Origin of the sequence: uncultured Aquabacterium sp., assembly GCF_913773725.1 — a bacterium.
Classification (GTDB): Bacteria; Pseudomonadota; Gammaproteobacteria; order Burkholderiales; family Burkholderiaceae_C; genus Aquabacterium.
This window is the reverse complement of sequence record NZ_CAJYGK010000121.1, coordinates 1-25,813: the sequence shown is the minus strand read 5'-3', so window position 1 is coordinate 25,813 and position 25,813 is coordinate 1. Positions and strand designations below refer to the sequence as shown.

The following is a 25,813-nucleotide window of genomic DNA, read 5'->3' as shown; positions in this document are numbered from 1 at the left end:
CCGGCTGATCGCACTGCACAAGCCGCCAGGCTGGCTGGTGCACCGCACCGGGCTGGACGCCGGCGAACACAGGGTGGTGCTGCAGGCCCTGCGAGACCAGATCGGGCAGCCCGTCTGGCCCGTGCATCGGCTGGACAAGGGCACGTCGGGTGTGTTGCTGATGGCGCTGGACCCGGAAGCCGCCTCGCTGCTGGGGCAGGCGTGGATGTCGGCCGAGGTGTGCAAGCGCTATGTGGCCATGGTCCGCGGGTGGCCGCCCCACGCCGTGGAGGTGGACCATGCGCTGGTGCCGGACGAGGCGCCCGAAGGCACGGCGCCGCAGCCCGCACAGACCCGATTTCGGCGCCTGGCGACCCTGAGCCTGCCGGTGCCGGTCGACCGCTATCCGAGCACCCGGGTGGCCTTGGTCGAGGCCGAGCCACTGACCGGGCGCCGCCACCAGATTCGGCGGCACCTCAAGCACCTGTCACACCCCATCATCGGCGACGCCACGCACGGCAAGGGCGCGCACAACCGCTGGTGGGCCGAGCGGCTCGGTGGCCCGCGCCTGTGGCTGCATGCGGCCGCGCTGTCGCTGGTGCATCCCATGACGGGCGAACCCCTGACCGTGCGTTCACCCTGGCACCCTGACGAGCCCGAGTCGGCCATCCTCAACCCGGACTGGACCCACCTGCTGCGCAGCGAGCCGTGGGTGGCGGAAGTTGCGTCGGCCCTCGCCTGAGGGCCGGGCGCTCACTGCAGGCTGCCCGAACTCGGCGGGGAGTCGGCGCCGCCTGTGAACAGGTTGGCCGCGTCCACCGGATCGAAGAGGTAGTGGGCGCCGCAGAAATCGCAGCCGATGTCGACCTGCCCCTGCTCAGCAATGATGCTCTCGATCTCCTCGACGCCCAGGCTGCGCAGCATGTTGGCGACCCGCTCGCGCGAGCAGGTGCAGGCAAAACGTGGCCCTGTGGGGCCCGCCTGCGGCTCGAAGCGCCGCACGTCCTCTTCCCAGAACAGCCTGCGCAGAATGGTGTCGACGTCCAGCGTCAGCAGCTCTTCCTGCTTCAGCGTGGCGGCCAGGTGGGCGATGCGGTTGAAGTGTTCGTTCACCCCGATCTCGTCCTCGTTGCGCTGCGAGCCGGCCAGGTTGCCTTCGCCCTCCACGGGCAGGCGCTGGATCAACAGGCCGGCGGCCACCTGGTCGTTGGCAGCCAGGACCAGACGGGTGTCCAGCTGCTCCGACTGCAGCATGTAGTGCTCCAGCACGGCGCTGAGCTGGTGCAGCGGCTCGCCATGGTCACCGTGCAGCGGCACCACGCCCTGGTAGGGTTGCTGACCGGGCAGGCGGTCCTTCGGGTCCAGCGTGATCGCGCAGCGGCCACCGCCCCCCACGTTGACCATGACCTCCAGCGGCAGGCGGCCGTCATCGGTGCCGGGCAGCTCGCCCACGACCTTGGCGGTGCTGCGGAAGGACAGGTCAGGCTGGACCTCGGTGACGGCCAGCTTCACCGGCCCGTCTCCGAACACCTGCAGCACCACGGCGCCGTTGAACTTGATGTTGGACTGCATCAGCACGCCAGCGGCCGTCATCTCGCCCAGCAGCTTGCGCACGGGGGCGTCGAGGGTTTCGCCCTCGCTGCGGCGTGCCAGCAGGGTCTGCCAGCTGTCGGTCAGGCGAACCAGCATGCCCCGCACGGGCAGGCCTTCGAAGAGAAACTTGTGCAATTCATTCATGGGTGGGGGCGCCCGGCACGTCGATGCGCACCAGGTCGGTCTTGTATTGCGCACTCTTGGTGACATAGAGCGCGGTACCGAGGCGCATGCGCATCTTCTCGGCATCGTTGAGGGGGCGGACGGCCTTGGCGGGGGAACCGAGGATCAGCATGCCGTCCTCGAACACCTTGCCTTCGGTCACCAGCGAGCCGGCGCCCACCAGGCATTCCTTGCCGATCACCGCGCCATTGAGCACCACGGCCTGGATGCCGATCAGGGCGCCGTCGCCGATGGTGCAGCCATGCAGCATGACCTGGTGGCCCACCGTCACGTCGGTGCCGATCGTCAGCGGATAGCCGATGTCGGTGTGCAGCACCGCGCCTTCCTGCACATTGGAGCGCTCGCCGATCGTGATCGGCTCGTTGTCGCCGCGCAGCACGGCCTGGGGCCACACGCTGCTGCCTTCGGCGAGCGAAACCCGGCCCATCACGTCGGCCGATTCGGCCACGAACGCTGCGGGGTGGATGTCGGGAACCTGATCCTTGATGCGGTAGACGGCCATGGCGTGGGCGCAACGCGGCGCGGTGGGAAAGAAGGGGGAAAGCTTCGATTCTAGGCGGCTTGACCTGACGCGGTTGTCGATGCGCCAGGCCACCACCTATGATCGGTACCGGAGTTTTTCAATGGTGTGTTGCAATTTCGGGAGCCGTTCAGATGAAGACCGTCGGTGACAAGCTCGAGCCGTTCAAGGTAACGGCGGTTCGGCCAGGTTTCAATCACCCTGAAGAGCATGGGCATTCCGCTTTCGAGACCCTGACGGAAGCCAGTTTTCCCGGCAAGTGGAAGGTGATCTACTTTTACCCCAAGGACTTCACCGACGTCTGCCCGACCGAGATCGCGGCCTTCGACAGGTTGACCAAGGATTTTGCTGACCGCGATGCGGTGCTCCTGGGGGGCTCGACCGACAACGAATTCGTCAAGCTAGCCTGGCGGCGTGCCAACCCGGCGCTCGACAAGCTGGGGCATCACAGTTTTGCGGACGTCACGGGGCGCCTCATCGACCAGTTGGGCGTGCGGGACCCGAATGCGGGTGTGGCGTTGCGCGCGACCTTCATCGTCGATGCCGACAACGTCATCCAGCACGTCTCGGTCAACCCGCTGCGCGTGGGCCGCAACCCCGACGAAATCCTGCGTATCCTCGACGCCCTCCAGACCGACGCGCTGTGCCCGTGCAACCGCCCGGTGGGCGGTCCCACGCTGTGACGTGCCGCGCGGCCTGGTCTCCGTCTTGCTCTGATGTTCCCTCATGCTGATCCTGCTGTCGCCTGCAAAAAGCCTCGACTACGAGACCCCGCCCAACACCGATCGCCACACCGTGCCCGAGTTCGCCCGGGAGGCGAGCGAGCTCATCGACGTCCTGCGGCCGTACACGCCGGCCCAGATTGCCTCCTTGATGGACCTCAGCGATGCGCTGGCCACCCTGAACGTCGCCCGCTATGCCGCCTGGGAGCCCGCGTTCACCGCGGCGAACAGCAAACAGGCCATCCTCGCCTTCAACGGCGATGTGTACGAGGGTCTTGCAGCGGCGCAACTCAAGCCCGCAGATCTGGACTGGGCCCAGGACCACGTGGGCATTCTCAGTGGCCTGTATGGCGTGCTGCGGCCCCTCGACTGGATGCAGCCCTACCGTCTGGAGATGGGAACCCGGCTGCCCAACCCGCGAGGCAAAGACTTGTATGCCTGGTGGGGGGACTCGCTGGCTGAGTACCTCAACCGACGTCTTGCCGAGTTGGGCGACGACCTGGTGATCAACCTGGCGTCGCAGGAGTACTTCAAGTCCGTGAAGCGCAAGGCTCTGAGAGCGCGGGTCGTGGAGTGTGTGTTCGAAGACTGGAAGGGCGGGCAGTGGAAGGTGATCAGCTTTCACGCCAAGCGGGCGCGCGGTCTCATGGCGCGCCATGCCATCCTGAAACGCGCGAAGCAGGTGAAGGACCTGCTGGACTTCGACGCCGAGGGCTATGCGCACGATCCAGCTGCGTCGGCACCTGACCGCCTGGTGTTCCGGCGCAAGCTGGCACAGGCATGACCGCCGAGCAGATCAGTCCTGCACTGCGCGATTGGGTCGACGCCCAGCTCGCGGCGGGACAGTCCGCCCGGGTGCTGTTTCGCGCCATGCTGGACAGCGGCTGGAGCCGGGCCGTGGCCCAGGCCGCGCTCGACAGCGGCGGGACGGGCGGCGCGGGCTTTCCGGTTGGATGCACCGATCCGGCCGAGCCCCGCTTGCCTGGTTTGCCGGCTTGGGCCGACCATCGCGGCCGCATCACCGTCGAGGGGCATCCGGTCGACATCCTCGTTCGATGCGAATGGCCCAGGCTGGTCGTGCTGGGTGGCTTTCTGTCCCCCGACGAGTGCGAGGGCCTGATCAGCGAAGCACGCGCCCGCCTGCGCCCCTCCGAAACGGTGGTGGGTGACACGGGAGGCAGCGAGGTCAACGCCGCGCGCACCAGCGAGGGCATGTTCTTCGCTCGCGGGGAATCGCCGCTGTGCCATCGCATCGAAGCCCGCGTGGCGGCTTTGCTGAACTGGCCCGTGTCACACGGCGAGGGCTTGCAGGTTCTGCGGTACGCGCCAGGCGCTCAATACCGGCCGCATCACGACTACTTCGACCCGGATCTGCCCGGCACCAATCGCATTCTGCAGCGCGGGGGGCAGCGGGTGGGGACGCTGGTGATGTACCTCAACACGCCGGAGGCCGGCGGTGCCACCACCTTCCCGGATGCGGGGCTGACGGTGCATGCCGTGGCAGGCCACGCCGTGTTCTTCGCTTACGACCGGCCTGATCCGGGCACCCGCACCCTGCATGGCGGCGCCCCGGTTCGGGCTGGAGAGAAATGGGTTGCCACCAAGTGGCTGAGGGAAGGTCCCTTCGCCTGAGGCGAAGGGAAGTCCTGAGGCGTCAGCGACCTTGAGGGCGCGTGCCACCGGCGCGGCGACCCGCATCGCTGCGCGAGCCGGAGCGAGCCGATGAGCCGCCGCGTCCCTGGCGCGGGTTGCCTTGCCCCCCCCCGCCATGGCCTTGCGATCCGCCGGAGCGGCCGCCGCCGCCCGAGTGCGAACCCACCCCGCCATGCAGCACACGGCGTCCCAGTTGGATCGGCTCCGGGCGTGCGTTGGGATCCGGCTCGAAACCGGCGATCACCTCGCGGGGGATCTGACGCTTGATCAGCTTCTCGATGTCGGCGAGGAAGCCTTCCTCATCGACACACACGAGCGAGACCGCTTCACCCTCTGCGCCAGCGCGGCCGGTACGGCCGATGCGGTGCACGTAGTCCTCGGCCACGTTGGGCAACTCGAAGTTCACCACATGGGGCAACTGGTCGATGTCGATGCCACGCGCGGCGATGTCGGTGGCCACCAGCACCTGCAGGTCGCCCGACTTGAAGTCGGCGAGGGCTCTGGTCCGGGCACTCTGGCTCTTGTTGCCATGTATGGCCATGGCCGTGATGCCCTGTTTGGTGAGGAACTCGACCAGACGGTTGGCGCCATGCTTCATCCGCGTGAAGACCAGCACCTGATGCCAGTTGTTCGCCTGGATCAGATGGGCCAGCAACTCCTTCTTGCGGTCGCGGTCTACCGGGTGGATCTTCTGCGCAATGGTGTCGGCGGTCGCGTTGCGACGGGCCACCTCGATCACCTTCGGATTGTCCAGCAGGCGCTCTGCCAGGGACTTGATGTCGTCCGAGAAGGTGGCCGAGAACAGCAGACTCTGTTTGCGCGGGGGCAGGATGGCCAGGACACGGCGGATGTCATGGATGAAGCCCATGTCCAGCATGCGATCCGCTTCGTCCAGCACGAAGTACTCGACGTTGCCGAGATCCAGCGTGCCCTGCTGGTGGTGGTCCAGCAGCCGGCCGGGTGTGGCAACCAGGATGTCCACGCCACGGCGCAGCGCTTCGATCTGCGGGTTCATGCCCACACCACCGAACATCACCATCGAGCGGATCGGCAGGTATTTGCCATACAGGCGAACGCACTCTTCGACCTGAGCGGCCAGTTCCCGGGTGGGGGTGAGGATGAGCGCGCGAATCGGGCGGCGTCCGCCAGCCACGGGCTTCTGCGACGCAGCCAGCATGTGCAGCAAAGGCAGCGTGAAGCCGGCGGTCTTGCCGGTGCCGGTCTGTGCGCCGGCAAGCAGGTCTCCACCGTTCAGTACGGCCGGGATGGCCTGCGCCTGGATCGGGGTGGGGGTGGCGTAACCGGCTTCCGAGACAGCCTTCAGCAGAGGTTCTGCCAACCCCAGGTTTTCAAACGACATGACAACGTGGCCCATTCAAGGTTATCGGCGACTGCACTCTCTTTGCCCGGGCCGGGGCCAAGCGAGTCGACCGAGAGAAACCAGAGAAAATTCTGGCTGATCGAAGGGCGTTTCACCCTACGCATCCGAGGGAGATTGTAGGTCGGGGTTTCACCGGTTACCAGAGGTTTTCGCAGCCCGAATGCCACTTTCCCCCTGGTTGTGTCACCCGATATGACCGGGCATGCGAGATCGATACCCCCGTGACTGAGGGGCATGGTGCTCGCTTTAGAATCGCCCGATGACATCCACGGTACTCGCGCGCAAATACCGCCCCAGAGGTTTCGACAGCATGGTCGGTCAGGGGCATGTGGTCCAAGCCCTGGGCAATGCCCTGACACAGCAGCGCCTGCACCACGCTTACCTGTTCACGGGCACGCGTGGCGTGGGCAAGACGACGGTGTCGCGCATTCTGGCCAAGTCGCTGAACTGCGTGGGGCCCGACGGGCAGGGCAGCATCACCGCGGCGCCATGTGGGCAGTGCCAGCCGTGTCGGGATATCGATGCGGGTCGCTTCGTTGATTACGTGGAGCTCGACGCCGCCTCGAATCGCGGGGTCGAGGAAATCTCGCAATTGCTTGAGCAGGCTGTCTACAAACCGGTGGTGGGGCGCTTCAAGGTCTACATGATCGACGAAGTGCACATGCTCTCGAACACGGCTTTCAACGCCATGTTGAAAACGTTGGAAGAGCCGCCCGAATACCTGAAGTTCGTGCTGGCCACGACGGATCCCCAAAAGGTGCCGGTGACCGTGCTGTCCCGGTGTCTGCAATTCAACCTGCGCCCCATGGCGGCACAGACAGTGTTCGAGCATCTTGAGCGGGTGCTGCAGGAGGAGAGGATCTCGGCAGAGCCGGGGGCGTTGCGGCTGCTGTCGCGCGCTGCCCGCGGCTCCATGCGGGACGCCCTGTCTCTGACCGATCAGGCCATCGCCTTCGGAGCGGGAGCCTTGCAGGAAGCCGGCGTGCGGCAGATGCTGGGCGCAGTCGACCGGCAGCACGTGCAACGGATCATCCAGGCTGTGGCCGCCGGGGATGGCCGAGCCGTGGTGCAGGCCGTGGATGCCTTGCGTCAGCTGGGCCTGTCCGCATCCGGGACACTGGAGGAACTGGCATCGGCGCTGCAACGCATGGCCGTGATGCAGGCTGTACCGGACGCAGCCGACGCGGCCGATCCGGACGCTGCCACCTGGCAGGCGCTCGCGCCCCTGCTCGCGCCCGATGAAACGCAGCTGTTCTACAGCCTGTGTCTGCAGGGCAGGGCGGAATTGGCGCTGGCGCCGGACGAGTACAGTGGGTTGCTGATGCTGCTGCTGCGCCTGCTGGCCTTCAAGCCCGGGCAGGTCGACGCGGGAGGCAGTGCCTACCCAAAAGCACCGGGCTCGGCAGCGCAGCCTGACGCCGCCGAGCCAGTACGGTCCACAGCCAGCGTGGCGCTGGAGCCCGGTGCCCGCGAAGGCGGTCGCGTGGCAACGTCATCCGCCCACGTCGAGGCCGGCCCGGTGGCCCAGGCTGACGTCGCGCCCCGGTCTGCCGTCCTCCGTGCGCTTGCCACTGAGCCCCCACCGTCGGCTCCGCCCCAGGGGCGGCCTGACACCCCAGTGGCTGGCTCCGCCGAAGGGGTGCCTCGGACGTCGGAGGCGCCAAGTGCGCCCGTTGCGCCGCCTCCGACTGCCAGTGTGCAGCGCACGGCACCCGCCGCTGGCGGCGTGCCGCCTTGGGAGGCGCTGCCCCCCGAGGCCGAGGACTGGGGAGGCGACGAAGGCGCTCCCATGCCAGAGGAGCCCGTGTGGCTCGAGGCCCCCGAAGCGGCTGGCGATGTGGCCCCGCCCTCGCCTCGACACGCCCATGCTGAAGCGCCTTCGCGCGCACCGGCCACGACCGCAAGCGCGCTCTCGGCCGCGCTGCCGCTGCCGGGCTCGGACCCCGTGTCCGACCGCTGGGCCGAGACCGTGGCCGCCATGGCATCGCAAGGCCTGATTTCCGCGCTGGTGCGCGAGTTGGCCGTGCAGTCGCAATGCACGGAATGGGGGCAGAAGGGTGAGGGTCTCGTGTGCTCGGTCCAGGTCGAGCGCGAGAGCCTGATCACCCCTGCACTGCAGGAGCGGCTGGCCCAAGCCCTGACGCAACATCTGTCCATGCCCGTGGTGCTGAATGTGCAGCGCGGCGCGGCCTTCAACACGCCAGCCCAGCGCGATCAGGCTGCGCGAGAGCAGCGGCAGCGCGATGCCGAGACCCTGATCCACAACGACCCGCTGGTGCGCGCCCTGCTGCAACAGCATCCTGGCGCCCGCATCGTGCCGGGCTCCATCCGGCCGCTCTGAGCGGCTGCCGCGTCGGCCGCAGATCGCGGCGACAATCGTGTTTTGCGCAAGAAAGGATGAGCCATGCTCAAAGGACAACTCGCCGGCCTGATGAAACAGGCGCAGCAGATGCAGGACAACCTCAAGAAGGCTCAGGAAGAACTGGCCCTGATCGAGGTGGAAGGCCAGTCCGGGGCCGGCCTGGTCAAGGTGGTCATGACCTGCAAGAACGACGTCAAGCGCGTCACCATCGACCCCAGCCTGCTGGCTGACGACAAGGACATGCTGGAAGACCTGGTTGCCGCCGCTTTCAATGACGCTGTCCGTCGCGCTGAAGCCACCAGCGCCGAGAAGATGGGCAAGCTGACCGCCGGGATGCCCATGCCCCCCGGCATGAAGTTCCCTTTCTGATCGGTCGTCGGGATGGCAGACCCCGTACTGGACGGGCTGGTCGAGGCCCTGCGCTGCCTGCCTGGCGTCGGTCAGAAATCAGCCCAGCGCATGGCCTACCACCTGCTTCAGCACGATCGCCCAGGTGCGCTCAAGCTTGCACGGGCGCTGGACGCTGCCGTCTCCGAGATCGGGCACTGCGAGCGGTGTCACACCTTCAGTCGGGCATCGCTGTGCGACCTGTGCGCTGACCCGGAACGCGATCCGCGCCTGTTGTGCGTGGTCGAGACGCCGGCCGATCAGGCAGCGCTCGAACGCACCGGCAGTTTCAAGGGGCAGTACTTCGTGCTGCTGGGCCGCCTGAGCCCGCTGGATGGGCTGGGCGCGCGGGACATCGGCCTGGGCGCCTTGCTGGCTCGCGCCAGCGACGGCGTTGTTCAAGAGGTGGTGCTGGCCACGAACTTCACCGCCGAGGGCGAAGCAACCGCCCATGTCCTGGGCGAGCAATTGAAAGCCCGCGGCCTCAAGGTGACCCGCCTGGCGCGGGGCGTGCCAGTGGGCAGCGAACTGGAATATGTGGACCTGGGCACCATCGCCCACGCGTTCATGGACCGACGCTGAACGTCGGTCCCGAGGCTGCCGCCAGGCGCCTCAGCGGGCGCTGGCAACCCGGACGCGGGCCTTGTTGGCCGGCCGGGCGTTGCCGCCACGCGAGGCAGAGACGCTGCTCGGGGTGGCACGAGCCACCTGGGTGACGCGTTTGTTGGTGCTGCGCGCGTTGCTGGACGCCGTGGTCTTGGCGGATGCCTGAGCGCTTGTGCGCCGTGCAGGCGCATCCTTGCCCTGACTGCGAGACGAACTCGATGCATCGGCCACGGTGCGTCGTGCCGACACGGGCACATACATCACGACCGCCTGACCCTTGCGGAAGCTCGCTCCGACAGCCACCTTGTTCCATTGCGCCAGTTGCTGCGGCGATACCTTGTGCTTGCGGGCCAGACTGGCCACCGTGTCACGGGCACCCGCCTTGACGCTCAGGCGCCGCAGCGGAGGCACGTCCGGTGCAAGGGCCATCATGGCGTTGTCGGCCAGGCTCTCGGACACGTCCTGCGTGCGTTGTTCGGAGCGCGGCACCAGCAGGGTCGAGCCGGCCTTGACCAGCATCTTGGGGGGGATGTGGTTGAGCTCGCGCAAGCCGCTTTCGCTCATGCCCACCTCACGGGCGGCGTCGGCCGGGTGCATGGTGCGTGGAACGAGCCAGGCCGTCCAGCTCGCGAGCCGCCCCTTGTGGCCCTTCATGTTGTGCACGAAGAGGCTGGCGTTGTCGTACGGCAGCAGCAACTGCGGCGTACCGGCAGCCAGGATCACGGGTTTGTTCAACGAGGGGTTGAGCGCCCGGAACTCCTCGATCGGCAGGCCGGCAAGGCGCGCCGCCAAGGCCACGTCCATGTCGCGCTGGATGGGTACCGTCACGAAGTAGGGGTGGTTGTCGACCGGCGTCAGGGTCAGGTTGTAGGCCTCGGGCTGGCTGACGATCTGGCGCACGGCATACAGCTTGGGCACGTAGTGCCGCGTTTCAACCGGCATGCTCAGGCTGAGGTAGTCCGCAGGCAGGCCCTGGCGGGTGTTGCGCGCGATGGCACGCTGCACGTTGCCTTCGCCCCAGTTGTAAGCCGCCAGGGCCAGATGCCAGTCACCGAACATGCGGTGCAAACGCTGCAGGTAGTCCAGTGCGGCACGGGTCGAGGCCAGCACATCGCGGCGGTCATCGCGGAACAGGTTCTGCTTCAGAGCGAAGTCCTTGCCCGTGGCCGGCATGAACTGCCACATCCCGGAGGCGCGGGCACTGGACATCGCTTGTGGGTTGAACGCGCTTTCGATGAAGGGCAGAAGGGCCAGCTCCATCGGCATGCCGCGGCGCTCGATCTCTTCAACGACATGGAAAAGGTAGCGGCTGCCGCGATCGGTCATGCGCTGTACGTAATCCGGCCGGGCCACATACCAGCGACGGTGGTCGTCCACCAGTTCAGACTCCAGTTCGGGCAGGCTGAAGCCCTTGCGGATGCGAGACCAGAGGTCCTGCGCAGTCGCGCTGTCGTCCAGGTTGACCGTGCGGTCCGGGTTCAGCGGGTCGGTCGGGGCACCGACTGCGTCTTCACCGTTTTCATCGGCGGCGGCTGCAGCAGCACGTGCCGCCTGCAGGGTGACCGCGGGACGAAGAGGGGCCGCCACCGCGTTGCCACGCTCCGCACCGAGCGGCTCGGCCGAGCGGGCCCCCGTGGCGGAGGGCAGCGTCGGGCGGACGGGCTGCAGGGTGCCTGATGTCCGGAGGCTCAGGCTGGCCATGCGCGGGTCGCTCGGGGTGGAGCTGCAGGCCCAGAGGCTGGCTGTGGCCAGCAGCGTCAGCGCCAGGCGCAGGCCGCGGTGCAAGGAGGAAGCAATCTTCATCGTCAGAAGGTGTTTTTCCAGTGGCGTAGCGCTGCGAACACCGCTGCCGGGCTGTCGTCCGCCGCACCGTGTGCCCGGGCGGCCTGGATGACTGCGGGTACGCCGCAGCGAAGAAACGGGTTGATCCGGCGTTCCTGCTGCAACGTGGTCGGCAGTGTGGGCAGGTTCTGCGCGCGCAGACCTTGGCAATGAACCAGATGGTCCCTGATGTCGTCGTTGTCGGGTTCGACGGCCTGAGCAAAGCGCAGGTTGCCGAGCGTGTACTCATGTGCAGAGCACAGCCGTGTGTCGGCGGGCCAGCCCGCCATGGCCGTGACGCTGCGGTGCAGTTGCTCGACCGTGCCGTCGAACACGCGGCCGCAGCCTGCCGAAAACAGTGTATCGCCGACGAAGGCCACTGGCGAGGGGTCGGCGGCCGCCAGTCCGGCCGGCAGCATGTAAAGCACGTGTCCGGCCGTGTGGCCAGGGGCATCGACGACGTCAATGCGGCAACCCAGCACGGTCAGCTTGTCCCCGCCTTGAACGGGGTGCGTCACGCCCGGGATGGCTTCGTGTCGCGGGCCGTACACGGGGATGTCCCCCGTCTGCAGCGCCGCAAGGCCGCCGACATGGTCGGCGTGGCGATGCGTCACTAGAATGGCGGCCAGGGTCAAGCCCAGGTGCCGCAGGGCGTCCTGCACAGGCGCGGCCTCTCCCGGATCCACCACCACGGCCTGCCGGCCATCGTGCAGCATCCAGATGTAGTTGTCGGCGAAGGCGGGCAGGGCGGAAAGTTTCATGTCGAAAGTCGGGCCGATTATAGAGTTGCACCCCTGGTTGGGCCTGCCTTGTGGTCAGGCCTTGCTGGCGTGGGAGCAGGCACGGCTGGACGAAGTGGTGGCCGATATGTTCGGTTTCCACGCACTGCAACTGGGGCTGCCCGAACTGGACGGGCTGCGCGCGAACCGGATGCCGCACCGCTGGCTTGCGCTGGACACGGCTTACCAAGGCTGGCAGCCCGGTGCTGCCGGTGCGCCGCTGGGGGTGCGCTGCGATTTCGAGTCCTTGCCCTTCGCCAGCAACAGCCTCGATCTGGTGGTGCTGCCTCATGCCCTGGAGCTTGCGCGCGACCCCCATGACACGCTGCGCGAGGTCGAGCGGGTGCTGGTTCCGGAAGGCAAGGTCGTGATCATCGGCTTCAACCCCATGAGTTCATGGGGCGTGTCTCACCGCATGGGCGGCCTGGGTGTTCGCAGTGCCAGGGTGCTACCGCAGGGCGAGTTCATCGGCTACTGGCGTTTGCGCGATTGGTTGCGCCTGCTGGACCTGGAGGTCGAGGCCGGGCGCTTCGGCTGCTGGCGCCCCATGGTGCGCACCGAGGCCTGGTGGAATCGGCTTCAGTGGATGGAGTCGGCTGGCGAGCGCTGGTGGCCAGTGCTGGGTGCCGTCTACGTGGTGGTGGCGGTCAAGCGGGTGCGCGGCATGCGACTCGTTGGCAAGATCCGCAAGACCCGGTTGCCGACTGCGGCGGCACCGGCGGTGGTGACCCAGTCCGGACAGGCGCGGGCGCCGTATCAACAGGATGTGAATGGATGACTGAAGTGACAACGCCCGCCGTCGTGGCCTATACCGACGGGGCTTGCAAGGGTAACCCGGGGCGTGGCGGCTGGGGGGTGTGGATGGTGAGCGGGCCGCACGAGCGGGAGATGTGGGGCGGTGAGTTGAGCACCACCAACAACCGCATGGAACTCACCGCGGTGATCGAAACGCTCAAGGCGCTCAAGCGGCGCTGCAAGGTGGTGGTCTACACGGACAGCGAGTACGTCCGCAAGGGCATCACCGAGTGGATCCACGGCTGGAAGCGACGTGGGTGGAAGACGGCCGACAACAAGCCGGTGAAGAACGTGGAGCTGTGGCGGGAGCTCGAAGCACTCGCTTCACAGCATGAGGTGGAGTGGCGATGGGTGCGTGGGCACAACGGGGATCCGGGCAACGAGCGTGCGGACGGGCTGGCCAACCGCGGGGCTGCCGAGGCGCGCTGAACCCGTTCAGAGCACCAGGACCATGGTCAGCTTGTCGAAGTAGCGCACCTGCCCCGGGGCATCGACCAACCGGATGGCATGCGGCAGCACGCCGCAGCCTCGAAAGCCGGCGCGTTCATAGAGGTTGATGGCCGATGTGCTTGTCGTGCTGACCCGCAGGATGATCTGCTCCAGGCCGATGGCCTTGCGGGCTTCGGCCACGGCCGCTTCCACGAGAGAGATGCCGATGCCTCGACCCGTGTGGGAGGGGCGGACCATCATGCTGTTGAGTTCGGCGCAATGGCGCAGCTTGTGCAAGGACTGGCGTTCGAGCCCGACCATGCCGACCATGTCACGGCCTTCCCAAGCTCCGATCAGAAAGGTACCACCCAGCGGCTCGGTGAGGCCGAGCTTGCCCAGGTAGCTTTCCGGCGGCCGTGCCTGTTCGCTTTCGATGTCGGCATCGAAGGCATCGGGATACAGGCGGAGACCCTCGTCACGCAGGTTCTTGTAGGCGCTGAGGTCGGCGGGGGCGATCCGCGACAGGCGCACTGGTGAGTCAGTCACCACCATGCTTGGTCTCCAGGGTGTTGAGGTTCACGAATCCTGCTGCGTCGTCAAAGGATACGCTGGTCCAGTTGCATCTGGCAATGAGATGCCCGACTTTGCGTTCCCCCGAGTTGAAGGCCGGCAGGAGGGTCGTCATGACACGCTGGTTCATCAGTGCACACACCCAGTGGTGGCGCACGGCGTCAACGCGATCGGCTGTGGATGGTACAGCGATGTCTGCCCCGGTTCGGTGCACTTCCCGCCACAGTGTCGCAAGCATGTCACTGGGGAGTCGCGGCATGTCACATGGCAGAAACCACACCCAGGGCGTGGCAGAAGCCTGCATGGCGGTGATCATGCCGCCCAGCGGGCCACTGAAGCGCGGCAGATCGGCGCGGTCTGCATGCACGCCCAGATGGTGGGTGGCGGGGGCCGCATCCGTGGCCTCCCGGAGCAGGGCCTGGTAAGCGTCCGGATTGCGGTTGGCCACGATACCGAGCGCGCCGACCTGCGGCGCCATGCCGCGCAGAATATGACGGGCCATGGGCGCGCCTTCCCACACCAGAAGACCCTTGTCCTGCCCCCCCACACGCCGACCTTCGCCGCCTGCGAGCAGCCAACCCGAGCAGGGTGTGATGCGCTCAACCACCGATGAAGCTCATTTCGATGCGTTCTCGTTCGTCCATGCCCACGCGGCCGCGGAGCTCGGAGTAGCGATCGGCGCGTTGCTGCCACAGCGCCGCCAGCCGGGAGCGGATCGTGTCGTCGTCTTCCCCGGCCCGTAACAGCGCGCGGAGATCGTGGCCGTGACTGGCAAACAAGCAGGTGTAAAGACGGCCATCCGTCGACAGGCGCAGGCGCGTGCAGTCGCCACAGAAGGGCGCGGTGACGCTGGAGATGAAGCCCACTTGCCCAGCGCCATCTGCATACGAACAACGCTCCGCTGTGGCGCCAGGGCGGGGCACACCGATGGTTTGCAGAGGCCATCGCGCTGCCAGCCGCTCGCGCACGACCCCGGAAGGCAGAACCTGATCGCGTTGCCAGGCGTTCGTGTTGCCCACGTCCATGAATTCGATGAAACGCAGTTCGATGCCGGTGTTGCGGAAATGTGCAGCCATCGGCTCGATCTCGGTGTCGTTCACGCCCTTCTGGACGACCATGTTGACTTTGATCGGGCCGAGGCCCACCTCCTGGGCTGCCGCAATGCCATCGAGCACGTCCGCAACGGCGATCGGGCTGTCGCTCATGCGGGCAAAACGCTCGGGAGAGAGTGCATCCAGGCTCACTGTCACGCGGTTGAGGCCGGCATCGCGCAAGGCTCTGGCTTTGCGGCGCAGCAGACTGCCGTTTGTCGTGAGGGCAATGTCCGGTGCGCTGCCGTCTCGCGTGCGCAGGCTCGCAAGAAGGGCAACCAGTCGCTCGAGGTCCTTGCGGAGCAAGGGCTCGCCACCCGTGAGCCGCAGGGTCGTGACCCCGAGGGAGAGCATCAGTCGAGCGACTCGGGCGATTTCCTCAAACGACAGCAGCGCCGTCTGGGGCAGAAAGGCGTGATCCTTGCCAAAGGCCTCCCGCGGCATGCAGTAGCCGCACCGGAAGTTGCATCGGTCCGTGACTGAGATCCGCAAATCCCTCAATGGACGGGAGCGGGTGTCCAGAAGCGCGCCGCCGATGGGCAGGGAAACGGGCTCGGGCAAAGGCCGAGCGGCATTCCGAAAATCCGAAGCCGGGGTCAGGCGGATGAGGCGCCGCGAGGCGGCGAGCGGGTCGGGCGAACTCATCGGCGGATTGTCGCCGTGTGCGGAAAACCGCGCACGCGCATGCGGTCTTGTTACTTGGTGGGGTCGCCGCCGGACATCACGCGGGCGGTCATGGTGGGCGCGCGGCGGGCCCCGTCGTATCGCTGCTGCCAGTAGGCCACGCGCATGTCTTCGACTCGCACAGCACCGCCGGCGCGCGGGGAATGGATGAATTTGTTGTCCCCGATGTAGATGCCCACATGCGAGAAGGTGTGCCGCAGGGTGTTGAAGAACACCAGGTCACCCGGTTTCAGCTCACTCTGTTGCACTGGCACGAGATCTGGCGAGTTGGCCTGCTCGATCGCCCTGCGCGGCAGGATGAGCCCCACGCTCTTTTCGAAGACGTGACGCGTGAAGCCACTGCAGTCGAAGCCCTGTTCGCGCGACTCACCGCCACGGCGATACGGCACGCCCAGAAAGTCCATGGCCGACAACACCAGTTCGGAGGCCATGTCGGACGCCTTGTCACGCATCTGCTGTGCGAAGTCAACCACCGGACGGGCGCTGGGAAGCAGGCCCTTTTCCGAAAGGAAACGGGAAACGGGGTCCTCGTTGTCGGCGGTTCGAGGTGCCGAGGCGGCCTGCGCGGATGCCGGCACCGCCTGTGCACGGGCGACCGTCAGCGAGCCCATCAAGGCGGCTGCGACCAGCATGCCTGCACTGGCTTGAATCAGGAAGACAAGGCGTTGCTTCAGCGAAAGACGGCCTGCCTGCCCGCTGGGGTGGTCGCCCGTCGACAGGGGGGCGAGGCGGCCGCTTGGGCGGGGATCAAAACGCATGGGTCGCAAGCGTAGGCAGGTTGGAGCTGCCCGTCAACCTCGGAAAGTCGGTGATAACGACAGATTAGCACCGATTTCCGAAGGTCGTCGACCTGCATGTCCTGAAAACAGGGTAGCAAGACTCCCTGGTTCGTCACTGGAGAACGAGCCGGACGTCGATGTTGCCGCGGGTCGCGTTCGAGTAGGGACAGACCTGGTGGGCGGCGTCGACCAGGGCCTGTGCATCGGTGCGGTCCATGCCGGGCAGGGCGATGTTGAGGGTTACTTCGATGCCGAATCCGCCGGGGATGGGACCGATGCCCACGTCTGCAGTGATCTGGGTGCCGGCAGGCAGTGCCTTTCGCTGCTGGCCTGCGACAAACCCCATGGCGCCGAGGAAGCAGGCCGAGTAGCCTGCGGCGAACAATTGCTCGGGGTTGGTGCCCTGGCCCTGACCTCCCATTTCCTTGGGGCGGGACAGGGCGACATCGAGTTGGCCGTCGTCGCTCGCAGCGCGACCATCCCGCCCTCCGGTTGCCGTGGCATGGGCGGTATAGAGAACCTTATCGAGTGCCATGATGATTCCTTTCGTGCAATTAAATTGTGTGCGATGTATTTTCTTGCAAAGGTCGTCCTTTTGGCGAACGGGGGCGGGATAACCGCGCATTGGGCAGGGGTTACCTCGACACGTCAGATGGCTCGGCGCGGCCGAGTTGACGGCGCAGGGTGTCGAGCGTGGATTGCAGTTGGCGCATTTCCGCCGCAGACAATCCCATTCGGCAGACCAGCGCCTTTGGGACCTCGCGTGCACGATCCCGTAACTGATGACCGGACTCGGTGAGGTCGACCAGCACCCGCCGCTCGTCCTGCGGATCCCGGCGCCGTTCGACGAGGCCGCTGGTGGCGAGACGCTTGAGCAGCGGGGTCAGTGTGCCGGAATCGAGTTGGAGGGTCTGGCCTATCTGGTTGACGCTTTGCTGGCCGTGTTCCCACAGCACGAGCATGACCAGGTACTGAGGGTAGGTGAGCCCCAGTGGTGCCAGCAGCGGCCGGTACAGCTTGGTCATGGCCAGTGAACTGGCGTACAGCGCAAAGCACACCTGGTTGTCCAGCGCAAGGAGCGGGTCCGAGCCTGGCTCGGTTGTCGGGGGTAATTCGTGGGGGTCCGCCATGCCGGGAATGGTAGACCGCCCGACGGGTGCGCGCCTGCTTGACGTGCGGCAAAGCCTCGACGCCGCGGGCTTTCTATGCTGTTCAGGCGGCAGCCGTCGCGGGTTGCGCAAGCTGCCTATCAACCGATAAAGGAGACCTCCACCATGACCGTCGACCCCCCCTTGCGCGCACAGGCCGGACTGGACGCCGATACGCTGGTCGACCTGAAGCGCCGCCTGCTGGCTCACCAGGGTGAACTGCTCGGGCGAGAGGGGACTCTGAGGGCGCGCCTGGCGGCCGAGGAGTCTGCGACACCGAACACCTTTGTGGCCGGCGCCGAAGGGGGGGCTGCCGCGGAAGCCGACGACGAAGTGATCGCCATGCTGCACCACGATGACGCCGAACTGAACGCGGTGACGGCCGCCCTGACGCGACTTCAGGACGGGCAGTACGGCTGGTGCACGCATTGCGGCGAGGAGATCGGTCGAGCACGCCTGCTGGCCTTGCCCCAGGCCGAATTGTGTATCGCCTGTCAGGACGTGCTGGAGCACCGCGGCGCCCTGTAACACGGGCGTGGGCCGGCGGGCTCAGCTGGCGGCCAGTTGTTCCAGCGCGTCCGTCAGCTCGAGCCAGCGTGATTCGAGCGCTTCGATTTCCTCGCCCAGCGCCTTCAGACGCTTGCCCAGCTCGGCGCGTTCGGCGCCGCTCAGATCGGGTTTCCCGAGCGTGTCTGTCAGGTCGGCCTGTTCGACACCCGCTGCGGCAAGGCGCTCGTCCACCTTCTTCAGCTCGGCCTTGAGCGGCTTGGCCTGCTCGGCCAGTCGCTGGCGGGCCTGGGCGGCGGCCTTGCGGTCATCCTTGCGGTTGCCGGCCGTGTTGGCACCGTCGGTGGCCTGTGTGGCTGAGGCTTTCTCTGCGTCTCGGGCTGCCCGCGCGGCGAGGGCCACTTCGCGCGCCTGCTCCTGCAGCCAGCGCTGGTAATCGTCCAGATCGCCATCGAAGGTGCTCACGCCGCCCCGTGTCACGAGCCAGAACTCGTCGCACACCTCGCGCAGCAGGGCGCGGTCGTGGCTGACCAGCATCACCGTGCCTTCGAACTCGTTGAGCGCGATGCTGAGCGCCTCGCGGGTGGTGAGGTCGAGGTGGTTGGTGGGTTCGTCGAGCAGCAGCAGGTTGGGGCGCTGCCAGACCACCAGGGCCAGCACCAGCCGGGCCTTCTCGCCGCCGCTGAACTGGCCGACGGGTTGCATCACCATGTCGCCCGTGAAGCGGAAGCGGCCCAGGAAGTCGCGCAGTTCCTGCTCGCGCGCCTGCGGGCTGACCTGCTTGGCCAGCCGGATCATGTGGGCAAGCGGGCCCTCGTCGGGTCGCAGCACGTCGAGTTCCTGCTGCGCGAAGTAGCCGATGCTCAGGCCTTTGCCCTCGGTGACAGTGCCGCCCACCGGCTGCAGCATGTGGGCCAGCGTCTTGACCAGCGTGGACTTGCCCTGGCCGTTGGCCCCCAGGATGCCGATGCGCTGGGCCGGCAACACCGAGCGGTTCACGCCGCGCACGATGGTCAGCGGCGCGTCGCCTTCCTGCGGATAACCACATGCCAGGTCCTTCATGACCAGCATGGGGTTGGGCAGGCTGGCGGGCGCCGGGAACTCGAACTCGAAGTCGCTGGCCGTGAGCACGGGCGCGAGCTTCTCCATGCGCTCCAGCGCCTTGACGCGGCTCTGTGCCTGGCGCGCCTTGGTGGCCTTGGCCTTGAAGCGGTCGATGAACTTCTGCAGGTGGGCGATGCGCTCCTGCTGTTTCTCGAAGGCGGCCTGGTGCTGCGTGAGCCGTTCGGCCCGCATGGCCTCGAAGGCGGTGTAGCCGCCGGTGTAGCGGGTGAGCTTGCCGTCTTCCAGGTGCAGCGTGACGCGGGTGATGGCGTCGAGGAACTCGCGGTCGTGGCTGATGATGATCAGCGTGCCTTCGTAGCGTTGCAGCCAGCCTTCCAGCCACACCAGCGCGTCGAGGTCGAGGTGGTTGGTGGGTTCGTCGAGCAGCAGGAGCCGCGCGGGGCACATCAGCGCACGGGCCAGTTGCAGGCGCATCCGCCAGCCGCCCGAGAAGCTGTTGACCGGGGCGGTGGTCTGCGCCAGCTGGAAGCCCAGGCCGAGGAGCAGGGCCTGCGCCCGCGCTGGCGCGTCGAAGTGACCGGCTTCGGCCAGGGCCGCATGGGCTTCGGCCATGGCGTGGCCATCGCCGCTGGCTTCGGCCTCGGCCAGCGCCTGACGGGCCGCCATCAGGCGCCCATCGCCTTGCAGCACGAATTCGGTGGCCTGCTCGTCGGTTTCGGGCATGTTCTGCGCGACCTCGGCCATGCCGCCGGGCTGCAGCCAGCTGGGCGGGATCTCGACGTCGCCGGCGTCGGGGTGCAGGCGCCCGGCCAGCAGCGAGAACAGCGAGGACTTGCCCGCGCCGTTGCGGCCAATGAGGCCGACCTTCTCGCCGGGGTGGATGGTGGCGCTGGCCTGGTCCAGCACGGGCTTGACGCCTCGCAGCAGGGAGACGTTCTTCAGGACGATCATGATGAGAGCGGGGCGCCTTCGGGGGCGTGGGTATCGAGCAGCAGCGCGTCGCGGGTCACCAGCAGCAGCTGGTCGTCGCCGGACGTGGTGGGCAACCAGGTGACGGCCAGGTCAGGAAAGGCGCGTTCGAAGTTCGGGCGTTCGTTGCCGATCTCGAGCACGATCACGGCGTCTTCGCCCAGGTAGCGATCCGGATCCGCGCGCAGTGCGGCAAAGAGCGCCCGCGTGAAGTCCATGCCGTCCTCACCCGAAGCCAGGGCCAGTTCGGGCTCGGCGCGGTATTCGGCCGGCAGCGCCTTCATCGATTCGGCGTTGACGTAGGGCGGGTTGCAGAGGATGAGGTCGTAGGGGCCCCGCACGCTGGACAGCCCGTCGCTGTGCAGCAACGTGATGCGGTCCTGCAGGCCGTGCTGCTCGACGTTGATGCGGGCCACGGCCAGCGCGTCTTCGCTGATGTCGGCGCCGTCGACGGTCACGTCCGGATAGGCCATGGCGGCGAGCACCGCCAGGCTGCCGTTGCCGGTGCACAGGTCGAGCACCCGGTGGGTGCGGTCGCTGAGCCAGGCGTCGATGCTGCCGTCGGCCAGCACTTCGGCGATGAAGGAGCGCGGCACGATGACGCGCTCGTCCACATAGAACGGCACGCCTTGCAGCCACGCCTGCCGCGTCAGGTAGGCGGCGGGCTTGCGGGTGGCGATGCGCTGCTTGACGAGCGCATCAACGGCGGCCTGTTCCTCGGGGCTGACGGAGCGGTCGGCCACGTCGTCCAGGCTGTCGAGGGGCAGGCCCAGGCGCCACAGCACCAGCCACGCGGCCTCGTCGAAGCTGTTGGTGGTGCCGTGCCCGTAGGCCACGCCGGCTTGATCGAGTTGCGCTGCGGCCTGCTCGATCAGCGCGATGACGGTCAGCGGCGCGCTCACGCCACGAGCCTTTCCAGCGTCTTCAGGTAGATGTCCTTCAGTGGCTCGATGTCAGCCACGGCGACGTGCTCGTCGATCTTGTGGATGCTGGCGTTCAGCGGGCCGAACTCGACCACCTGCGGGCAGATCTGGGCGATGAAGCGACCATCCGAGGTGCCGCCGCTGGTGGACAGCTCGGTCTCGATGCCGGTGACCTCGCGGATGGCGCCCGAGATGGCTTCCACCAGCGGGCCCTTGCGGGTGAGGAAGGGGCGGCCGCTGAGGGCCCAGTCGATGTGGTACGTCAGGCCGTGGCGATCGAGCACCGCGGTCAGACGTTCCTTCAACGATTCGGGCGTGGACTCGGTCGAGAAGCGGAAGTTGAAGTCGATGACCAGCTCGCCCGGGATCACGTTGTTCGCGCCCGTGCCGGCGTGGATGTTGGACATCTGCCAGCTGGTGGGTGGGAAGTGGTCGTTGCCTTCGTCCCAGACGATGGCGGTGAGCTCGGCCAGCGCCGGGGCGGCGAGGTGAATGGGGTTCTTCGCCAGGTGCGGGTAGGCGATGTGGCCCTGCACGCCCTGGATGCGCAGCTTGCCCGACAGCGAACCGCGGCGACCGTTCTTGATCATGTCGCCCAGCGCGCGCACCGAGGTGGGCTCGCCGACGATGCAGGCATCCAGTCGCTCACCGCGCGCCTTTAGCCACTCGCAGACCTTGACGGTGCCATCGACCGACGGGCCTTCTTCGTCACTGGTGATGAGAAAGGCGACGCTGCCAGCGTGATCCGGGTGGGCAGCCACGAATGATTCCGTGGCCACGACCATGGCGGCCAGCGAGGTCTTCATGTCGGCTGCGCCACGGCCGTAGAGCTGACCGTCGCGGTAGGTGGGCACGAAGGGCGGGCTGCGCCACTGGTCGAGCGGGCCGGTGGGCACGACGTCGGTGTGGCCGGCAAAGACCAGGGTGGGCGCACCGGCGGCGTGGCCTCGGCCCCGGCGGATGGCCCAGAGGTTGGTGACGGGCGCGTCGTCCGGACCGAAGGTGAGGGTATGGCATTCGAAGCCGATGGCCTGCAGGCGCTCGGTCATCACGGCCTGACAGCCTTCATCGCGAGGGGTGACGGAGGGGCGGGCAATCAGCGCCTCCACGAGGCGCACGGTAGGGGTCATGGGGCGGCAGCGGTGAAGAACGCAGACACGGGCGGGCACGGGCCCGCGGGCTCAGGCGTCCAGGGTGATCTCGGTAAAGGACGGGCCATCGTCCGGCTCGTCGGTGGGCGGGGCCAGCTTGCTCCGGGTGGCCGAATCGTTCGCCAGCCGCCACATGAGGTTGGTGGGGGAGTCGGCGTTGGCGAGCCCTTCATCACGCGTGACCAGGCCTTCGCCAATGAGGCGCGCGATGTCCTGCTCGAAGCTCTGCGAGCCTTCGGACATGGACTTCTCGATCGCTTCCTTCACGCCGGTGAAGTCGCCGCGTTCGATCATCTCCGACACCAGTTGGGTGTTGAGCAGCACCTCGACGGCCGGGATGCGACCGCCGGCCGTCGCGCGCAGCAGCCGTTGGGACACGATGGCCTTGAGCCCCGAGGCCAGGTCGCTGAGCAGTGTGGGGCGGGCTTCAGGTGTGTAGAACGACAGGATCCGGCCCAGAGCGTGGTAGCTGTTGTTGGCGTGCAGGGTGGACACCACCAGGTGACCCGACAGCGCATAGGACAACGCCGCCGTCATGGTCTCGCGGTCGCGGATTTCGCCGATGAGGATGCAGTCGGGGGCCTGGCGCATGGCGTTCTTCAAGCCCACCTGAAGCGACTGGGTGTCGCGGCCGACTTCGCGCTGGTTGACGATCGATTTCTTGTTCGAGAACAGGAACTCCAGCGGGTCCTCGATGGTCAGGATGTGTCCGGTCACGCGCTGGTTGCGGTGTTCCAGCATGGAGGCGATGGTGGTGCTCTTGCCCGATCCGGTGGCGCCGGCCAGCAGGATCAGTCCCCGCTTCTCGAGGATCAGGTTGCCCAGCGATTCGGGCACGTTCAGGGTGTCGAGCGCCGGAATGTCGGACGGGATGTAACGGAGCACCGCCGCCACCGAGCCGCGCTGCTTGAATGCGCTCAGACGGAAGATCGCGACGCCAGGGATGGTGATGCCCAGGTTGAGTTCGCCGGTCTCGTCGAGCTCTTCCATCTGCGTGGGCGACACCAGTTCGGACAGCAGCTGGCGGGGCTGTGACGGCGTCAGCGCCTGGTCCGTCAGCTGCATGATCTGCCCGTGGATCTTGATGAGGATGGGCGTCCGGGCGGACAGAAACACGTCCGAGGCCTTCTTCTCGGCCATGAGACGCAGGACCCGTTCCAGATTGCCACCACTCATCCAGTGCTCCCGAGCTTGTGTTCTTTGGCGACCGGGCGCGCGAGCGCGCCCGGGGCGTCTGTTGCCAGTGCGGCGATCAGGCGCGCAGCAGGTCGTTGATGCTGGTCTTCGAGCGGGTCTGGGCGTCGACACGCTTGACGATCACGGCCGCGTACAGGCTGTAGTCCTGACCCGAGGCGGTCTTCTTCGGCAGGTTGCCCGACACCACGACGGAGCCCGACGGCACGCGACCGTAGGTGATCTCACCGGTTTCGCGGTTGAAGATCGGGGTGCTCTGGCCCAGGTACACGCCCATGCCCAGCACCGAGTTCTCTTCGACGATCACGCCTTCGACGACTTCCGAGCGGGCGCCGACGAAGCAGTTGTCTTCGATGATGGTGGGGTTGGCCTGCAGGGGCTCCAGCACGCCGCCGATGCCTACGCCGCCCGACAGGTGCACGTTCTTGCCGATCTGGGCGCACGAGCCGACGGTGGCCCAGGTGTCGACCATGGTGCCTTCATCGACGTAGGCACCGATGTTCACGTACGACGGCATCAGGATCACGTTCTTGGCCTGGAAGCTGCCACGACGGGCGACGGCCGGCGGCACCACGCGCACGCCGGTGGCCTTGAGTTGTTCGGGCGTCATCGAGCCGTACTTGCTGGGCACCTTGTCGAAGAAGGTCAGCGGGCCTTCGCCCATCGGCACGTTGTCGTTCAGGCGGAAGCTCAGCAGCACGGCCTTCTTGATCCACTGGTGCACGACCCAGTTGCCGTCGATCTTCTCGGCCACGCGGGCCTTGCCGCTGTCGAGCTGGTCGATGATGTGGTTGACGGCGTCACGGATCTCGGCGGGGGCGCTGGCGACCGACAGTTCGGCGCGGGTTTCCCAGGCGTTTTCGATCACGGTTTGCAGAGCTTGGGTCATCTTGTGTCTTTCGGGAGAGGGTTCACTTCGACTGGGAGAGGATGAAGGCCTTGATGCGTTCAGCCGCTTCCACACATTCTTCGACGCCGGCCACCAGGGCCATGCGCACGCGACCGGCCCCGGGGTTCACACCCTGGGCCTCGCGGGCCAGGTAGCTGCCGGGCAGCACCGCGACATTGTATTGAGCCAGCAGCTCTCGGGCGAAGGTCTCGTCGCTGCCACCACAGACGTGGTCCGGCACCTTGGCCCACAGGTAGAAGCTGGCATCGGGCAGGGCCACGTCCATGACCGAGGCCAGGATGGGCGTGACCTTCTCGAACTTCTCGCGGTACAGGCGGCGGTTTTCCACCACGTGCTCTTCGTCGTTCCACGCAGCGATGCTGGCGCGCTGCACGGCCGGGCTCATGGCGCTGCCGTGGTAGGTGCGGTAGAGCAGGAAGGCCTTCATCAGCTTCGCATCGCCCATGACGAAGCCCGAGCGCAGCCCCGGCACGTTGGACCGCTTGGACAGACTCGTCAGCGCGATGAGGTTGCGGAAGTCGGAGCGGCCGAGCTTGGCTGCGGCCTCGAGACCGCCCAGGGGGGCGGCATCGGCCCCTTCCCGGAAGTAGATTTCCGAGTAGCACTCGTCCGAGGCGATCACGAAGCCGTGACGGTCGCTCAACTCGAACAGGCGCTGCCACTCGTCCAGCGGCATGACGGCGCCCGTCGGGTTGCCCGGCGAGCACACGTACAGCAGTTGGGTCGTGGCCCAGACGGCGTCGGGGACGCTCGACCAATCTGCAGCGAAATTGCGGGCGGGGTCCGAGTTGGCGAACACCACGCGGGCACCCGCGAGCAGGGCCGCACCTTCGTAGATCTGGTAGAACGGGTTGGGACAGACCACCGCGGGGCCGCCGGCGTCGGCATGCTGCGTCGGATCAATGACCGTCTGTGCCAGCGCGAACAGCGCCTCACGCGAGCCGTTGACGGGCAGGATCTGCGTGGCGGCGTCTAGCTTCAGGCCATATCGACGCTCGACCCATGCGGCGCAGGCTTCTCGCAGGGCCGGTTCGCCGGCAGTGGCGGGATAGGCCGCGAGGCCATCGAGCGCGTCCGTCAGGGCTTGCTTGATGAAGGCAGGGGTCGGATGCTTGGGTTCGCCGATGCCCAGGCTGATCGCCCGATGAGCGGGGTTGGGCACCACCCCGGCCGTCAGCTGTCGCAGGCGCTCGAAGGGGTAGGGCTGCAGTTTGGAGAGCAGGGGATTCATGGGGGCGATTATCCCTTGCGCCGAGGGCGCATGCGACCGACGTGGCGGGCGGATTGCGTATCAGCTTGCAGGCCGCATGCCGGCGCCACCACATCGCGGTTGCGGCCCTGGCGCTTGGCTTGATACAGCGCCTTGTCGGCGCGCTCGAGCAACTGCACGGCGTTGCCCGGTGCGTCGTGGATGGCAATGCCGGATGAAAAGCGCAGATGAATGTGGGCGTCGCCGTGGGGCAGCGGGCCGCGGGCCAGGGCCTCCCTGAGTCGTTGCATCGCCACGGCCGCCTTGCTGGCTGTGGCGTTGGGGAGCAGGACCAGGAACTCCTCCCCCCCCCAGCGGGCCACGGTGTCGGTCTCGCGCAGCACGTTGCCAGCCGCCGCGGCA

At 67.1% G+C, this 25,813-nt stretch carries 28 protein-coding genes; 10 read left to right on the top strand and 18 right to left on the bottom strand.

What is annotated here, in order from left to right:
- Positions 1-4: 4 nt before the first annotated feature.
- On the top strand, positions 5-721 hold the full coding sequence (locus QZ709_RS15170; protein ID WP_294638241.1) for a pseudouridine synthase: 717 nt from the start codon (positions 5-7) through the stop codon (positions 719-721).
- An 11-nt stretch (positions 722-732) separates the two neighbouring features.
- Here the strand turns inward: QZ709_RS15170 and QZ709_RS15165 are convergent, their stop codons facing one another.
- The gene (locus QZ709_RS15165) at positions 733-1,716 is read right to left on the bottom strand and encodes an Hsp33 family molecular chaperone HslO (RefSeq protein WP_294638238.1); all 984 of its coding nucleotides are present in this window, start codon (positions 1,714-1,716) and stop codon (positions 733-735) included.
- Complete coding sequence (locus QZ709_RS15160) at positions 1,709-2,257, bottom strand: gamma carbonic anhydrase family protein (RefSeq protein ID WP_294638237.1); 549 nt, start codon at positions 2,255-2,257, stop codon at positions 1,709-1,711. Before QZ709_RS15160 ends, QZ709_RS15165 begins: the two co-directional genes overlap by 8 nt.
- 152 nt (positions 2,258-2,409) lie before the next feature.
- Between QZ709_RS15160 and QZ709_RS15155 the strand changes: the two genes are divergently transcribed.
- From QZ709_RS15155 to QZ709_RS15145, 3 genes are read left to right on the top strand one after another with little or no spacing between them, the layout of a single operon-like run.
- Positions 2,410-2,958: a peroxiredoxin gene (locus tag QZ709_RS15155; protein ID WP_294638236.1), complete on the top strand. Its 549-nt coding sequence runs from the start codon at positions 2,410-2,412 to the stop codon at positions 2,956-2,958.
- Positions 2,959-3,001: 43 nt separating this feature from the next.
- Positions 3,002-3,781 (top strand): peroxide stress protein YaaA, encoded by a 780-nt coding sequence (yaaA, locus tag QZ709_RS15150; protein ID WP_294638235.1) that lies wholly within the window; start codon positions 3,002-3,004, stop codon positions 3,779-3,781.
- Entirely contained in the window at positions 3,778-4,629 is an 852-nt protein-coding gene (locus QZ709_RS15145; protein ID WP_294638234.1) for a 2OG-Fe(II) oxygenase, read from the top strand. Before yaaA ends, QZ709_RS15145 begins: the two co-directional genes overlap by 4 nt.
- Before the next feature lie 22 nt (positions 4,630-4,651).
- On the opposite strand, the gene QZ709_RS15140 is transcribed toward QZ709_RS15145, so the two are convergent.
- Positions 4,652-6,010 carry a DEAD/DEAH box helicase gene (locus tag QZ709_RS15140; protein ID WP_294638240.1) on the bottom strand — a complete coding sequence of 453 codons (1,359 nt, stop codon included), beginning with the start codon at positions 6,008-6,010 and terminating at the stop codon, positions 4,652-4,654.
- Positions 6,011-6,290: 280 nt separating this feature from the next.
- On the opposite strand from QZ709_RS15140, the gene dnaX reads away from it, so the two are divergent.
- The 3 genes from dnaX to recR all read left to right on the top strand — a co-directional run bounded on the left by dnaX (position 6,291) and on the right by recR (position 9,362).
- Positions 6,291-8,372 carry a DNA polymerase III subunit gamma/tau gene (gene dnaX / locus QZ709_RS15135; protein WP_294638233.1) on the top strand — a complete coding sequence of 694 codons (2,082 nt, stop codon included), beginning with the start codon at positions 6,291-6,293 and terminating at the stop codon, positions 8,370-8,372.
- Positions 8,373-8,435: 63 nt separating this feature from the next.
- A complete protein-coding gene (locus QZ709_RS15130; protein ID WP_294638232.1) occupies positions 8,436-8,762 on the top strand; it encodes a YbaB/EbfC family nucleoid-associated protein in 327 nt (108 codons plus the stop codon).
- A 12-nt stretch (positions 8,763-8,774) separates the two neighbouring features.
- Entirely contained in the window at positions 8,775-9,362 is a 588-nt protein-coding gene (gene recR, locus QZ709_RS15125) for a recombination mediator RecR (RefSeq protein WP_294638231.1), read from the top strand.
- 30 nt (positions 9,363-9,392) lie between these two features.
- Here recR and QZ709_RS15120 read toward each other — a convergent pair whose 3' ends face one another.
- Together QZ709_RS15120 and gloB are read right to left on the bottom strand one after the other, a co-directional pair.
- Entirely contained in the window at positions 9,393-11,189 is a 1,797-nt protein-coding gene (locus QZ709_RS15120) for a transglycosylase SLT domain-containing protein (protein ID WP_294638230.1), read from the bottom strand.
- Between the two features lie 2 nt (positions 11,190-11,191).
- On the bottom strand, positions 11,192-11,968 hold the full coding sequence (gene gloB / locus QZ709_RS15115) for a hydroxyacylglutathione hydrolase (protein WP_294638229.1): 777 nt from the start codon (positions 11,966-11,968) through the stop codon (positions 11,192-11,194).
- Between gloB and QZ709_RS15110 the strand changes: the two genes are divergently transcribed.
- Together QZ709_RS15110 and rnhA are read left to right on the top strand one after the other, a co-directional pair.
- Complete coding sequence (locus QZ709_RS15110) at positions 11,967-12,764, top strand: class I SAM-dependent methyltransferase (RefSeq protein WP_294638227.1); 798 nt, start codon at positions 11,967-11,969, stop codon at positions 12,762-12,764. The two genes, gloB and QZ709_RS15110, sit on opposite strands and share 2 nt — an antisense overlap.
- Positions 12,761-13,210 carry a ribonuclease HI gene (rnhA, locus tag QZ709_RS15105; protein ID WP_294638226.1) on the top strand — a complete coding sequence of 150 codons (450 nt, stop codon included), beginning with the start codon at positions 12,761-12,763 and terminating at the stop codon, positions 13,208-13,210. The genes QZ709_RS15110 and rnhA overlap by 4 nt, the downstream gene beginning before the upstream one ends.
- Before the next feature lie 6 nt (positions 13,211-13,216).
- Here rnhA and QZ709_RS15100 read toward each other — a convergent pair whose 3' ends face one another.
- The 6 genes from QZ709_RS15100 to QZ709_RS15075 all read right to left on the bottom strand — a co-directional run bounded on the left by QZ709_RS15100 (position 13,217) and on the right by QZ709_RS15075 (position 17,464).
- Positions 13,217-13,762 carry a GNAT family N-acetyltransferase gene (locus QZ709_RS15100; protein WP_294638225.1) on the bottom strand — a complete coding sequence of 182 codons (546 nt, stop codon included), beginning with the start codon at positions 13,760-13,762 and terminating at the stop codon, positions 13,217-13,219.
- A complete protein-coding gene (mobA, locus tag QZ709_RS15095; RefSeq protein ID WP_294638224.1) occupies positions 13,749-14,387 on the bottom strand; it encodes a molybdenum cofactor guanylyltransferase MobA in 639 nt (212 codons plus the stop codon). The genes QZ709_RS15100 and mobA overlap by 14 nt, the downstream gene beginning before the upstream one ends.
- Positions 14,380-15,516: a GTP 3',8-cyclase MoaA gene (gene moaA, locus QZ709_RS15090; protein ID WP_294638223.1), complete on the bottom strand. Its 1,137-nt coding sequence runs from the start codon at positions 15,514-15,516 to the stop codon at positions 14,380-14,382. Before moaA ends, mobA begins: the two co-directional genes overlap by 8 nt.
- Before the next feature lie 50 nt (positions 15,517-15,566).
- Entirely contained in the window at positions 15,567-16,313 is a 747-nt protein-coding gene (locus QZ709_RS15085; RefSeq protein WP_366937183.1) for a C40 family peptidase, read from the bottom strand.
- Positions 16,314-16,446: 133 nt separating this feature from the next.
- Positions 16,447-16,869, bottom strand: a complete 423-nt coding sequence (locus tag QZ709_RS15080) for an organic hydroperoxide resistance protein (RefSeq protein ID WP_294638222.1) — start codon at positions 16,867-16,869, stop codon at positions 16,447-16,449.
- A 100-nt stretch (positions 16,870-16,969) separates the two neighbouring features.
- Positions 16,970-17,464, bottom strand: coding sequence for a MarR family transcriptional regulator (locus QZ709_RS15075; protein WP_294638220.1), 495 nt, complete (start codon positions 17,462-17,464; stop codon positions 16,970-16,972).
- 144 nt (positions 17,465-17,608) lie between these two features.
- On the opposite strand from QZ709_RS15075, the gene QZ709_RS15070 reads away from it, so the two are divergent.
- Positions 17,609-18,010, top strand: a complete 402-nt coding sequence (locus QZ709_RS15070) for a TraR/DksA family transcriptional regulator (RefSeq protein ID WP_294638219.1) — start codon at positions 17,609-17,611, stop codon at positions 18,008-18,010.
- A 21-nt stretch (positions 18,011-18,031) separates the two neighbouring features.
- On the opposite strand, the gene QZ709_RS15065 is transcribed toward QZ709_RS15070, so the two are convergent.
- The 7 genes from QZ709_RS15065 to QZ709_RS15035 form a co-directional block, all read right to left on the bottom strand.
- The gene (locus QZ709_RS15065; RefSeq protein ID WP_294638218.1) at positions 18,032-20,005 is read right to left on the bottom strand and encodes an ATP-binding cassette domain-containing protein; all 1,974 of its coding nucleotides are present in this window, start codon (positions 20,003-20,005) and stop codon (positions 18,032-18,034) included.
- Entirely contained in the window at positions 20,002-20,925 is a 924-nt protein-coding gene (gene prmB, locus QZ709_RS15060) for a 50S ribosomal protein L3 N(5)-glutamine methyltransferase (RefSeq protein WP_294638216.1), read from the bottom strand. Before prmB ends, QZ709_RS15065 begins: the two co-directional genes overlap by 4 nt.
- The gene (gene dapE, locus QZ709_RS15055) at positions 20,922-22,076 is read right to left on the bottom strand and encodes a succinyl-diaminopimelate desuccinylase (RefSeq protein WP_294638214.1); all 1,155 of its coding nucleotides are present in this window, start codon (positions 22,074-22,076) and stop codon (positions 20,922-20,924) included. The genes prmB and dapE overlap by 4 nt, the downstream gene beginning before the upstream one ends.
- Positions 22,077-22,127: 51 nt before the next feature.
- A complete protein-coding gene (locus tag QZ709_RS15050) occupies positions 22,128-23,273 on the bottom strand; it encodes a PilT/PilU family type 4a pilus ATPase (protein WP_294638212.1) in 1,146 nt (381 codons plus the stop codon).
- A gap of 76 nt (positions 23,274-23,349) precedes the next feature.
- Complete coding sequence (gene dapD / locus QZ709_RS15045) at positions 23,350-24,180, bottom strand: 2,3,4,5-tetrahydropyridine-2,6-dicarboxylate N-succinyltransferase (RefSeq protein ID WP_294638210.1); 831 nt, start codon at positions 24,178-24,180, stop codon at positions 23,350-23,352.
- 22 nt (positions 24,181-24,202) lie between these two features.
- On the bottom strand, positions 24,203-25,432 hold the full coding sequence (gene dapC / locus QZ709_RS15040; RefSeq protein WP_294638208.1) for a succinyldiaminopimelate transaminase: 1,230 nt from the start codon (positions 25,430-25,432) through the stop codon (positions 24,203-24,205).
- A gap of 8 nt (positions 25,433-25,440) precedes the next feature.
- The coding region (locus tag QZ709_RS15035; RefSeq protein WP_294638206.1) for a GGDEF domain-containing protein at positions 25,441-25,813 on the bottom strand (373 nt) is incomplete at its 5' end.